Raw genomic sequence first — 13,676 nt, forward strand, 5'->3', positions numbered from 1 at the left:
TAATTTTTATAAGAAGCGCACTGCCTTAGAGCAGGCGCTTCACTGTCGAGAACAATGCTTATTTGCGTAGACGACGGCGCACTGCAGCAAGTCCGAACAGGGATAACAAGCTGATGAAACCAGCGCTACCAGCTTTACCATTACCACCAGTGTGATCGACTTCTTCTTCGATAATGTCTGGAATCAAGCTGTCGCGGTTAGATACCTTCGCTTGGAACGTTTGCTCAGATCCCTCCACAAGTTTGCCATCACGTTGAAGGCTAACAGTAACGTCGTAGATAGCTGATGGCGCACCAAATACCTCAAAATTCACTAATGCTGTAGTGTCATTAGAAATGACAACATTAGGGAGTACCATTTGAGTTAAATCTAAGCGCTCTTCATCATTTTCAGGGCTCATACTGACAGTCGCAACATCCCCAACTTGAGCAGAGATACCAGCAGGGATCTGATAAGGAACCGTTAGCAGTTTTCTAAGCTTTGGTAGGTATAGCGGCACATCTTTATCCGTATCTCCCGGCTTATAGCTAAGGGTAAGTAGTGCAGGGTCGTGATCTGATGCACGATAGATATCAGGTCTGTAGAACTTATGCGCACCTGTACCGTCAATGGTGCCTTTAAAGCTGTTTTGGTAGTCGTATAGACCTGTTTCAGCTGCATTTACGTGCCAGTCAGTAGCATCAATTACACGATCTTTAAGCGATGGAGAGACCAAAATGTGGTCAAGCGAACCAATTTCGTCACTGAAAGAGTAACTCCAAGGTGTCTTGCCTTTTTCTTTGAACTTTTCACCAACAATATCGATGTAACCGTAAGTCTTAGTAATGGTTGCTGGAGAACCATCTTCGTTAAACTGAGGCTTAGGTCCTAAGAACGTGTGGCTAGCAGTAACAATCGTTTTGTTACGTGGGTTTTCAGTCAGAACTAGAACAGGATCTTCTTTTCCGTAAGCGTTTAAGTCACCAAGGATGATCTTATCGCCAGGAATGTCTTCCATCTCTTCACCTAAGTGAACAGCACCGGCAACACGGAATTCAGCACAAGAACCTTGGAAGTCTGCATCTGGAGCATTACGATTGTTCCAAGTTGTTGCGTCACCAAACTCAACACCTTGCCATTCTTCCCAACACGTAGAACCTTTTGACTTAAGGTGATTTACAGCTAGGGTTAGGCGCTTACCTGTTTGGTTTACAACAAAGGTTACAACCAAAGCATCACGGTGATAGTTTTGACCATTCTCAAGAATCTCTTGGTTTTGATCTTTAATCACTTCGCCTAAATCGTTGACGATTGTTGGTGCTTTTTGTTGAGGCATTGGGATAACGCGGGTGCGCTCAATGCTCAATTTACTTGGGCGATAGATAATACCTGTTGCAATGGCGTCAGAGCCAATAGCGTCTAGGTTATCCAGCATTTGGTTACCGTTGTTATCAAAGCCAACGAATACATAACGGTTTTCTGTAGAAGTAGGCCCGTTGTTATCTCGAGCACGCTCATCCACATACAGGACGTTAACTTCGTTTACAATTTCAGCGATAGCACTTTCAGCACCAAAACCGTTGTTTTCGATTTCCATAAATGCCATAACATCAGCATCTTGGGCACGAATAATTTCAACTAACTTGGTTCTTTGGTTAATGTACTCATCGAAGCTCTCAGCACCACGACTTTGACCAAATCTATTGTTATCGCCACCAAACGGAGAGTTAAAGAAGTTGAACAAGTTTTGGCTAGAAATACGAATAGCAAAATCGTCTTCTGCAACTTCCTCACTAAGCTCAGGCTCGTCTGTACGAGGTAAGTTATGAATGAAGTTAGCACTTGTTAAATCGTTGCTGATAGTTAAGCTGTAGTCTTGCTCAAATTTATCAGTACCTGCGATTAACTCAGTCTCATATTGGCTGATCATACCCTGAGCATTAATAAGGCTATCGTCAATGCGAACGTAGTTAGTGTGTGGGTCACTGTTAAAATCAGGGTAATAAGGTAGAACATCATTACTTGCTTTAGTAGCACTTTCAATCACTAAACGATAGTCATTGTTTTGCTCATAAGCCGCTTTAGACTCTGGGCTACCTGCCACATACAAGTGGTTAGGCTGTAAGTTAGGGCGTTTATAAGCCGCTACCATGTTGTTACGAGTATTACCACTGTCAAACAAGAAGTTAAAGCTGAAGCTACGCGTAATACGCATATCTTGCTTACCTTCAGTATTTTCATCTAAATCTTCAGGCAGATTAACGAACATACCTTCGTAACGTTCTAAGGTCTTGTCGAAAGAACCATTATCAGAGCTAATTACCTTAATATCGGTAGCTTGAGTAGCAATGTCAGTATCGGTAACATTCCAAGCAAAAGCTGTGTCTGCAGACAGTTGAGTTTGACCGCCAAATTCAGCTACTTTACTACCAATACAGATAGTTTGACCAACTTTAAGATCGCCAGCAGCGCTGGTGCTAACGAAGATACCATCAGATGTTTCAGGGTTACCATCTGGAGTGATATTGCGAAGATAGAAACCCTCATTTGGGATAGCTCCCATCGCAGAGATAATACCTTCTACCGCCACTCTTTCATCTGACTCAGTTTTGCCTTCTGCGATTAACGGCGAAGTAAAACCTGTACCTTGAACTTGGCTAGGAGACATGATTGTATTCTGGTCGCTAGGACATTCGAAGATGTCCATGATGTCTTCTACATCAGCAGCTGGAAGCTCTGATTTACCTAAGTCATCGGTTCTTAATGGCAGAATTTGTTGCCATTGAGTGATGTCGAAAGTCGCAGCTTGTGCAGGAATAGCACCTTCTGCAGTCAATTTACGGCGTAAAGTGGTATTTGGAGCCCACTTACTGCCTTCCCCTTCCATACCTACGCGGTCAATAACTGTGTCATTATTCGTCAGGTAGAAGCCATCATCACTGCTTAAGAACAGATTAGTAAATCTGTCTTTACCTTCGGCGACTAGAACTTGACCACCGTTTTCTTCAATATCGGCTTTAAAGTCGTCTTTAGCGAATTTGTTTACTACAACGACTGATTCACCTGGCTCAAGTACAACACCAGTGAGAAGCTGAGTACCATCACCTTTTTGCAGTTTGTTGTTAAATCTGCCATTTGAATGCTGGAAAGCAACAACTGAATCGTCAAAGGTATAAGCTGCGCTACCAGTGTTAGTGATCTCAACAGTACCAACTTCGCCATTTGAACTTTGTGTCATTTCAGTGATCAGCAGATCATTAACATCAGCAAAAGCGCCCATGCTGATAGTGCTGGCAATGGCCAGCGATAAGAAACTTTTTTTCATAATGAACTCTATAAAACTTGGATTAGATTCGGATTAGAAATACATACGCGCGTAAGCGTAAGCCGCTTCAGGGGCTTCGCCTACTCGGCCTTCTAGAGACAGTACGATGTCACGGGCAGGACGATAGTTGAAACCTAAGCTGGCCCAACGACGCTCTTTTCCGTACTCAGCAGGTAGCTCTGAATAATCGTAATTAGGACCAATAAGATCCCAGCCTTCGTATTCTTCGTGGTTTACAGAGCTGATTAACTCCCAGCGTTCACCCAGATCATACTTGGCACTCACTGTCATACCTATGTTACGGAAGGTCTGATAATCTAAATATACGTCACCACTTCTTTGGGTAGACAAGTCTTCATCTTCTAAAAAGCCATTGAAACCAAGAGATAAATTCGGCATTAACTTGAGGCGAACACCTAAACCAACTTGCTTCTGTTCGCCATATCTACTGACGCCGTTGGAACCGCCACGAGTTTCTAAGCCCACGACAACAGATAACATGTCTGACATCCAACCTGCATATCCGTTAATGATGTCACCTTGCAGGGCACCACTCTTATGTTCACCGTCATATGAATATGAGGTACCAAAAATAAGATTTTCAAACTTAGCTTGATACTTTATGGTGTTCTCTTGGTCACCCGCTTCACCAGTTTCAACAGATTTATTGAATGTGAAATCACCAAAGTGGTCGAAATCATCGAATGCAGTGTCAGTTAAGCCTACTTCGATCCACTGCTGCTCAGTGATGAGATAGCCGACGTACATTTTGTCGACCGCCAGCTCGAACTCACCGTCGCCGCCAAGCCAATTACGACGCTGGTAATCCAGCTCTAGGCGATAAGTGAACTGTTCACGTTGACCCTCTACGCCCATAGTCGCAAAACTATCATCCACATAGCCTTTAGTGTCGTAGAACTCATCGTGGTTATAATCTGGATTAGTATCAAAATGGCCACCTACACCGACTTCGCCATATAAGCGAATGTGATCACCTTGACTGTCACCATCTAGTATTACAGCGCTTGCTGAAGCCGCACTAAACATAGTGAGGATAGCGATTGCAATTGTTGATTTTTTTAACATTACTGTTACTTCCGATTAGTAATTTGTCAGCCCATATTTGAAGGCCGAATTCAAAATTAAAAATGTTTTCAACATGGATTTACGTAATAAAATCAATAACGATTTGATATACACAACATCTGAAATGTCGAATATGCAGTGCAGATGATTATGTGAAGTTCAAGGTGTAGTTGTGGGCAAATAGTGTACTATTTTAAGCCAATACAACTCTGAATTTTCATAACTACCTGTACAGAAATCACGCAAAGCTCAGGTTTATTAAACTGCTAGCTGTTCAAGTCAGTGGAGAGTTCGATGGCGGAAACGCCGAGAGTGTTATCATAAATTTCATCATTTTAACCCCTGTTATTATAATGTTTACGCTATTTTTATCTAGCAACGCTGGATTTTACAGGGATACAACATAAATAAAAGTGACATATGTAGGACTATTGAGTGAGTGCTTGTTTTTTAACCAGAATTCTCAAGGCTAGTTTTAAGAAGTTTTTAAAAAACTAAATGCTCATAAAAAGGTGCTCGTGTTTAAAAACGGTAAAATAGAACAGCTTAGCTTAACAAATAATACCCATTTTAAATTCTATTGACGGTCCGGAATGACAAAAAGTAAATAAGCCGTAATGAAGTTTTTTATAATGACAAAAACTCGTTAAATTACTGGAATAGGTTTAACCTAAACGTTCATGATAGGCATAGATGTCATATGCGTTTACTTTGACTACTATTTTTCTATCACCCTACACCATGAAAATTGTATTCGCTGAGATTTGAAAATTATTTCCAACCTAAAGCTAAAGACGAAGTAATTTTTAGCTTTTATGCTTTCACTAACAGGTTCGGGAATAGGTGTTAGTGGCTATTTACACGGTAAACATCAGTTGAACGCTGAGTATATGAGTAATACCAATTACAGTAATTAATCTCTCACTCAGCAAGAGATAAAGGGGTTTCAGTGCAAGGCACAAGCTCGAAGTACTATATTCCCTACGGGCGCGATACAAAGCTGGTGTTCAACGCACTTCGTGCTTTTGTCGGGATAATTCAAGTGCTTGTAACGCAGTAATGGAACCCTTTAGCCTTGCCCTTCGGGAGCTTGTATGTGCTCACTTTGGTTTATAACGAATACTTCTCAAAATTGTCTTGACGTAGCAATGTAATATCGACATCTGTGTATGTCGGTAACAACTATGCCTTCATCAATTTCGATTGCACTTTGAGCACATACATAGCTCTGAGTTGAGCATTTAATTACTGTAATAGGTATAACTACTTGCTGTAAGCTACGCCTTACTATCAGCCATTTTTTCTACGCTTGAGAACGTAGTCAACTGATGTTTCTAGGGAGCGCCACGAAGCGCTTTATTCTGTTGCGGGATTTGTCTCAACGTATACGCAGCCAAGCGATTACATGGCCATAAACCAGAGACCGCAACGTTATTATTTATAATAAGTCCATCAGGTTGAAACGTACCTGACGGGATAATTACCAGTTCATCCCGAAATCTGACGGGCATGCATAATGGGTAACCGCTATGACATGAAGCCCTGTGACAAAGGCCTTGAATAAAGGTTGAGATGCAATGTAGGCCGCAGCATCAAGCGAATTCAGTTAAGCGTCGTAAATCAAAAAATGAAGATGGGGAGTCTTTCCTAGTTGACGAACCCTGACACAAACAGAGAAGCAACTGGTAAATGCATCTGTTTGATCTTCCGGCGTAATATGAAGTGGCATGTATTGAAGGAAATAAAGTGAACGTGGGAGAGCCTGAGTGTTGGAAGGTAGTGACTTCCACTATCCGAATATAAGGTAAACCGAAATTTCAGATAGGGCGCTCAGGCAGTCGGATGAGCCCATAGTACCGTTAACCGTGAAGACAACATAACTTTACATCAGGGAAGGGGCTCAGTGTTACACCCGTTTTTTAACGTAACTTTTGAGGTGAAATTGCCATATGGCTAACACTCCAGTAAATATCAGAATATTACAGCGAAAACTTTACTTACGCTCAAAGCTTAACTCGGAGCTTCGATTTTACAGCTTGTACGATAAACTCAGTCGCCTAGATATACTCGAAGAAGCCTATCGACGATGCAAAGCCAATAAAGGCGGAGCAGGAATTGATGGCATCACATTCAGTTATCTAGAGCAGCAAAAGAAAGTCGTTGCGCTGTTAAAAGAAATTCAAACTCAATTACAACAGAAAAACTATCGACCTAGCCCAGTCAAACGAGTAGAAATACTCAAAGACAACGGCAAAACGCGGAAACTTGGGATCCCGATAATCAGTGACAGAATTGTGCAAATGGCGATGACAATAGTGATGCAACCCGTCTACGAACCTCATTTACATGAACACAGTTATGGTTATCGTCCATGTCGAAGCGCCCAGCAAGCGGTAAAAGTCATTGAAATGAGCCTAAAACAAGGCTACCAGCACGTACTCGATGCTGACTTGAGTGCCTATTTCGATACCATCCCGCACGCTAAGTTGATGGCAAAAGTAGAAAGGCGAATAAGCGACAGCAGCTTTCTGAGTTTACTGAAAAGCTTTATCAAAGCGCCCATCAGCATAGAGACGGTCAACGGGAAATGGCGAATAGAAGCAAGCCGATGTGGCACTCCGCAAGGCGGAGTTATCTCTCCACTACTGGCTAACATCTATCTCAACGATTTCTGTTTGAAAATACACGAAAAAACACCGTGTAAAATCGTTACCTATGCAGATGATTTTGTTGTACTTCATAAGCAAACCTACACACAAGAGCAACTGGACTGGATAACACAGCAATTAAGTGATGAAGGTCTGAAGCTAAATCAAAGTAAAACCCACTGTGTGGATATGGGAAAGCTGATGAATGAGTTTGATTTCCTCGGTTTTAACTTTCAACGGATCACAGGCCTCATCAAAGGCACCAGTTACATTAAGATACAGGCGTCTAAGAAGAGCCAAACAAAGCTGAAAAATAAACTCAGAGACATAGTGAAGCATCGAACCTCAAATACACTTGGCGTACTGATAAATAAGGTTAATCAAGTTCTGAGGGGATGGAAACACTATTTTGGTGGGATAGGTTATCCCAGAGGTGTATTTTTCAGAATAAATGGATTTGTAGTAAACCGGTTCTATCGCTGGCATCGTCGCTTAAGTCAACGTCGAAGCAAGTATCTATCACGAGGTGCTTACGAAAAATTACGCCAAGCTGGTCTTGAGTATTTACCCACGACAAGATGATAAGCAAAGTGAAGGGGCTGAGAGAAGTGTAACAACAGAGCCGTGTGAGGGAAAACCTCATGCACGGAATCGAAGAGGGGCTGCTGGATAAGCGATAGCGAAGCCAGTAGCCTACTCTACTTTAAGGTGTTTTCACTTTCTTAGTGACCACTCCGTGTTAAAATTGCATTTTGAAGTGGATTTTTCTAACGTTTATAGAGTAGCTCATTATTACGATGAAAATATTGATAACAGGTGGTTCAGGCTTTATTGGTTCAGCGTTGATTCGGTATTTTATCGATAATACTCAGCATCACATCATTAATGTCGATAAAATCACTTATGCGAGCCAAATCGATGGGCTCTGTGAGTATCAAGCTCATGAACATTATACATTTTACCAATTTGATATTTGTAATGCTGAGGTCTTATCTCAAGTTTTAACACAGCATACGCCCGATGTGATTTTTCATCTTGCGGCCGAAAGCCACGTTGACCGCTCCATTTCTGGGGCCATGCCGTTTATTGATACCAATATTGTTGGGACGTTTACTTTATTAGAATCTGCAAAGGCATATTGGTCGGCTTTACCTGAATCAAAACAAGCGGATTTTCGTTTTATCCATGTTTCTACCGATGAAGTTTACGGTGATTTGCCTTTTGACAATGAGGAAAATAAACCTTCAAAATTTACCGAATCAAGTCCTTACTTACCGAATAGTCCCTATTCAGCTTCGAAAGCGGCCAGTGATCATTTGGTTCGTGCATGGCACCGCACTTATGGGTTTCCTGCGATGATTACCCATTGCTCCAATAACTATGGTTCGCATCAGCACAATGAAAAGCTGATCCCAAGAGTGATTGCTTGTGCCTTAGCAGGAAAACTTTTACCAGTATATGGTGAGGGTAAACAAGTACGTGATTGGTTGCATGTGGATGATCATATTTCTGCGTTAATTGCTGTGATGGAAAAGGGGCTATTAGGCGAAGTTTACAACATTGGTGGTGACTGTGAGATGAGTAATCTCTCACTGGTTAAGCAGCTTTGTCGTACTCTTAACGAGTTAACTCAATCCCAAACTGATTATCAAGAAAAGATTGAATTTGTGGCAGATAGGCTTGGTCATGATCGTCGGTACGCGATTGAAAATCATAAAATCTGTTCAGAACTCGGTTGGTCACCTAAGACGGATTTTACTTCTGGACTATATAATACGGTAAAATGGTATCTCGATAATCCACAGTGGCTTAAAATTGACGGCGATGAAATAATGAAACCACTTTTTTCAGGCTCCAGCCTTAAAAAGTCATGAAAGGCATTGTTCTAGCTGGGGGGGCAGGTACTCGCTTATACCCTTTAACAAAAGCCACTTCAAAGCAATTGCTGCCAGTTTACGATAAGCCGATGATATTTTATCCGTTGTCAGTATTGATGCTGGCTAAAATACGCGACATTTTGATCATTACCACAGAGCAAGATCAATCTGCTTTTCAGCGACTGCTTGGTGATGGCTCAGAATATGGGATTAATCTAAATTACCAAGTTCAAAAAAGGCCAAATGGCATTGCTGAAGCACTCATTTTAGCGGAAGAATTTATCGGTGATGAACGTGTTAGTTTGATCTTGGGTGACAATATTTTTTATGGTCAGGGGTTTGTTCATCAATTGCATGCAGCAATGGCGAGACCATCAGGCGCGTCGATTTTTTGCTATCAAGTAACACACCCTGAGCGATTTGGCGTCGTAGAATTTCATGATCAAACGCCTATCCGAATTGTTGAAAAGCCAACGTCTTACATTTCTAAGTGGGCCGTAACAGGGTTGTACGTCTATGATAATCATGCGGTTCAAACAGCTAAAGAGTTAACGCCTTCGGCTAGGGGGAACTTGAAATTACTGATATTAACCAAGCGTATTTAGAGCAGGGGCTATTACATGTTGAAAAACTTGGGCGTGGGATGGGGTGGCTAGATACCGGCACCTTTGAAAGTTTACATCGTGCCAGTGCTTTTGTTGAAACTTTGGAGCAAGTTCAAGGGCTAAAAATCGCTTGCTTAGAGGAGATTGCGTGGCGCAATCATTGGCTGACTGATAAAGATATTCAACAAATTGCTCAAAATCACATGAATAATGACTATGGTCAATATTTGAATGCGCTGATTGAAAACTAAAACACCAGCACTTAGGAAAGTTGCGGAAGAAAGTATACCGATGAGCTCTCGTCACTCCAGCGCAGGCTGGAAACGAAGTAACGACAGTTTTGTATGTCGGTTGGGTCTGTTGATCTTTCAGGATTAAATTTTGTGCTATTTGAGCATTTATCTGTTCAACCTAAAAACATCAGTTGAACGCTGAGTACACGAGCAACTGTTTGAGCAATACGATGATTTTATCATCATGGCTTTCACCCAATGACTGAAGTGCTCTACGCTCACAAGCTTGTTAAAATGACTGCTATCTGCGTTGTAACTTTTGCAAGTAGAATAACTACTTGCTGCAAGCTACGCCTTACTATCAGCCATTTTTTCTACGCTTGTGAACGCAGTCAACTGATGTTTCTAGGGAGCGCCACGAAGCGCTTTATTCTGTTGCGGGATTTGTCTCAACGTATACGCAGCCAAGCGATTACATGGCCATAAACCAGAGACAGCAACGTTATTATTTATAATAAGTCCATCAGGTTGAAACGTACCTGACGGGATAATTACCAGTTCATCCCGAAATCTGACGGGCATGCATAATGGGTAACCGCTATGACATGAAGCCCTGTGACAAAGGCCTTGAATAAAGGTTGAGATGCAATGTAGGCCGCAGCATCAAGCGAATTCAGTTAAGCGTCGTAAATCAAAAAATGAAGATGGGGAGTCTTTCCTAGTTGACGAACCCTGACACAAACAGAGAAGCAACTGGTAAATGCATCTGTTTGATCTTCCGGCGTAATATGAAGTGGCATGTATTGAAGGAAATAAAGTGAACGTGGGAGAGCCTGAGTGTTGGAAGGTAGTGACTTGCACTATCCGAATATAAGGTAAACCGAAATTTCAGATAGGGCGCTCAGGCAGTCGGATGAGCCCATAGTACCGTTAACCGTGAAGACAACATAACTTCACATCAGGGAAGGGGCTCAGTGTTACACCCGTTTTTAACGTAACTTTTGAGGTGAAATTGCCATATGGCTAATACTCCAGTAAATATCAGAATATTACAGCGAAAACTTTACTTACGCTCAAAGCTTAACTCGGAGCTACGATTTTACAGCTTGTACGATAAACTCAGTCGCCTAGATATACTCGAAGAAGCCTATCGACGATGCAAAACCAATAAAGGCGGAGCAGGAATTGATGGCATCACATTCATTTATCTAGAGCAGCAAAAGAAAGTCGTTGCGCTGTTAAAAGAAATTCAAACTCAATTACAACAGAAAAACTATCGACCTAGCCCAGTCAAACGAGTAGAAATACTCAAAGACAACGGCAAAACGCGGAAACTTGGGATCCCGATAATCAGTGACAGAATTGTGCAAATGGCGATGACAATAGTGATGCAACCCGTCTACGAACCTCATTTACATGAACACAGTTATGGCTACCGACCATGTCGAAGCGCCCAGCAAGCGGTAAAAGTCATTGAAATGAGCCTAAAACAAGGCTACCAGCACGTACTCGATGCTGACTTGAGTGCCTATTTCGATACCATCCCGCACGCTAAGTTGATGACAAAAATAGAAAGGCGAATAAGCGACAGCAGCTTTCTGAGTTTACTGAAAAGCTTTATCAAAGCGCCCATCAGCATAGAGACGGTCAACGGGAAATGGCGAATAGAAGCAAGCCGATGTGGCACTCCGCAAGGCGGAGTTATCTCTCCACTACTGGCTAACATCTATCTCAACGATTTCTGTTTGAAAATACACGAAAAAACACCGTGTAAAATCGTTACCTATGCAGATGATTTTGTTGTACTTCATAAGCAAACCTACACACAAGAGCAACTGGACTGGATAGCACAGCAATTAAGTGATGAAGGTCTGAAGCTAAATCAAAGTAAAACCCACTGTGTGGATATGGGAAAGCTGATGAATGAGTTTGATTTCCTCGGTTTTAACTTTCAACGGATCACAGGACTCATCAAAGGCACCAGTTACATTAAGATACAGGCGTCTAAGAAGAGCCAAACAAAGCTGAAAAATAAACTCAGAGACATAGTGAAGCATCGAACCTCAAATACACTTGGCGTACAGATAAATAAAGTTAATCAAGTTCTGAGGGGATGGAAACACTATTTTGCTGGGATAGGATATCCCAGAGGAGTATTTTTCAGAATAAATGGAGTTGTAGTAAACCGATTCTATCGATGGTATCGTCGCTTAAGTCAACGTCGCAGCAAGTATCTATCACGAGGTGCTTACGAAAAATTACGCCAAGCTGGTCTTGAGTATTTACCCACGACAAGATGATAAGCAAAGTGAAGGAGCTGAGAGAAGTGTAACAACAGAGCCGTGTGAGGGAAAACCTCATGCACGGAATCGAAGAGGGGCTGCTGGATAAGCGATAGCGAAGCCAGTAGCCTACTCTACTTCAAGGTGTGAGCAGTGATGCTTAGCCATCTAAGTGAACTGGTCACAACACAGAACAGTGAATGCTCAAAAGCATCGAAAAAAGAGAGAGCGTAAATTGGTCGCTCTTTCTAAATCAAAGGTGCTGCGTTATCGTTTTCTTATTTGGAAACGAAGTAACGACAGTTTTGTATGTCGATAATAACCAAACCTCACAAACTCTGCCTTGCATAAAATAACCAATTTATCGCTGCAAAAACAATCACGAAAGATCAACTGACCCTAGTCTAGTGCCTTTGCTTTTTTCTATAAAAGCCACTGGATACCAACCTTCGCTGGTAAGACAAAGATTGGTACTTTCTAAATAGCTAGGTCCCTTAGGCTGGTGTTTATTGAGGAGCTGATGGGGTTGTTTAGCTCTTGAACTTGCTCCAAATGGGCGCATGATCGGAGGGCTTTTCAATCCCTCTTAAGTCATAATCAACATCAGATTCAACAAGTCGCTCAACAAGTGATTTAGTGGCCAATACCACATCGATTCGCAGTCCACGGTTATCGACAAAGCCTTTACTGCGATAATCAAACCACGAGTAACGTGCCTCTCGAGTGGGGTGTAATTGTCTGAACGTGTCGACCAATCCCCAATTCATCAATGTTGCTAACCATTCTCTTTCTTCAGGCTGGAAACTGCATTTTCCGGTCTTCAACCAACGCTTGGCGTTCACGTCGCCAATACCAATATCTAAATCAATCGGCGAGATATTGATGTCACCGATAATCGCGATATCTTCATCAGCACTGTGATGTTGATTTAAATGAATCATTAAATCTTGATAAAATTTACGCTTCGCAGGGTATTTTGTTTCATGGGCAATATTTTCACCTTGCGGGAAGTAGCCATTAAATATCGTCAACAATCGACCATTTTCTTGTTTAAACGAGCCAATGATCATTCGGCGCTGGGCTTCTTCATCGTCCGTAGGAAACCCTTTAATCACTGATTCAGGCTCAACTTTGGATAACATTGCCACACCATAATGTGCTTTGCCACCATGATAATGTACCTTGTAGCCCATGGCTTCAACGGCTTCTAACGGGAATGCTTCATCATGCACTTTGGTTTCTTGTAGACCAATCACATCGGGTTGATGAGTGTCGATGAGGGCTTGAAGTTGGTGCAGCCTAGCTCTGAGGCCATTGATATTAAAAGATACAATTTTCATTAAGGCAATACTCGTTTAAAAGGTTTTACGATAACGTGTTCGTACACGCCTGCGGCAACATAAGGATCGTTATCCGCCCATTGCTGCGCGGCTTCAAGGCAATCAAACTCAGCAATCACTAATGAACCCGTGAATCCGGCTTCACCCGGCTCATTGTTATCAATAGCTGGGTGAGGTCCTGCGACCATTAAGCGGCCTTCTGAAGAAAGTTGAGTCAATCGCTCAATGTGTGCGGGGCGAGCTGATTTTCGCTTATCTAGGCTATTTTCAACATCTTGAGATGAAATCATATACCACATGG

7 protein-coding genes and 1 pseudogene are annotated in these 13,676 nt (G+C 42.1%); 4 read left to right on the top strand and 4 right to left on the bottom strand.

Annotation, left to right across the window (positions count from 1 at the left end):
• Window positions 1-58 precede the first annotated feature (58 nt).
• Both E2I05_RS07380 and E2I05_RS07385 read right to left on the bottom strand, forming a co-directional pair.
• On the bottom strand, window positions 59-3,304 hold the full coding sequence (locus E2I05_RS07380) for an ExeM/NucH family extracellular endonuclease (protein ID WP_121853945.1): 3,246 nt from the start codon (window positions 3,302-3,304) through the stop codon (window positions 59-61).
• A 33-nt stretch (window positions 3,305-3,337) separates the two neighbouring features.
• The gene (locus tag E2I05_RS07385) at window positions 3,338-4,390 is read right to left on the bottom strand and encodes a porin (RefSeq protein WP_121853946.1); all 1,053 of its coding nucleotides are present in this window, start codon (window positions 4,388-4,390) and stop codon (window positions 3,338-3,340) included.
• Window positions 4,391-6,339: 1,949 nt separating this feature from the next.
• Between E2I05_RS07385 and ltrA (E2I05_RS07390) the strand changes: the two genes are divergently transcribed.
• From ltrA (E2I05_RS07390) to ltrA (E2I05_RS07405), 4 genes and pseudogenes are all read left to right on the top strand, one after another.
• Window positions 6,340-7,620, top strand: a complete 1,281-nt coding sequence (gene ltrA, locus E2I05_RS07390; RefSeq protein WP_133309548.1) for a group II intron reverse transcriptase/maturase — start codon at window positions 6,340-6,342, stop codon at window positions 7,618-7,620.
• A gap of 215 nt (window positions 7,621-7,835) precedes the next feature.
• Window positions 7,836-8,912 (top strand): dTDP-glucose 4,6-dehydratase, encoded by a 1,077-nt coding sequence (gene rfbB, locus E2I05_RS07395; protein ID WP_121855278.1) that lies wholly within the window; start codon window positions 7,836-7,838, stop codon window positions 8,910-8,912.
• Window positions 8,909-9,771, top strand: a pseudogene (gene rfbA, locus E2I05_RS07400) (glucose-1-phosphate thymidylyltransferase RfbA). The gene rfbB and the pseudogene rfbA overlap by 4 nt, the downstream one beginning before the upstream one ends.
• A gap of 1,001 nt (window positions 9,772-10,772) precedes the next feature.
• Window positions 10,773-12,053 carry a group II intron reverse transcriptase/maturase gene (gene ltrA, locus E2I05_RS07405; protein WP_133309549.1) on the top strand — a complete coding sequence of 427 codons (1,281 nt, stop codon included), beginning with the start codon at window positions 10,773-10,775 and terminating at the stop codon, window positions 12,051-12,053.
• A 512-nt stretch (window positions 12,054-12,565) separates the two neighbouring features.
• Here ltrA (E2I05_RS07405) and xthA read toward each other — a convergent pair.
• Together xthA and E2I05_RS07415 are read right to left on the bottom strand one after the other, a co-directional pair.
• Complete coding sequence (xthA, locus tag E2I05_RS07410) at window positions 12,566-13,375, bottom strand: exodeoxyribonuclease III (RefSeq protein WP_121854838.1); 810 nt, start codon at window positions 13,373-13,375, stop codon at window positions 12,566-12,568.
• The gene (locus E2I05_RS07415) at window positions 13,375-13,674 is read right to left on the bottom strand and encodes a YciI family protein (protein ID WP_121854837.1); all 300 of its coding nucleotides are present in this window, start codon (window positions 13,672-13,674) and stop codon (window positions 13,375-13,377) included. Before E2I05_RS07415 ends, xthA begins: the two co-directional genes overlap by 1 nt.
• Window positions 13,675-13,676: the final 2 nt, after the last annotated feature.

The organism is Parashewanella spongiae (assembly GCF_004358345.1).
GTDB classification, from domain to species: domain Bacteria; phylum Pseudomonadota; class Gammaproteobacteria; order Enterobacterales; family Shewanellaceae; genus Parashewanella; species Parashewanella spongiae.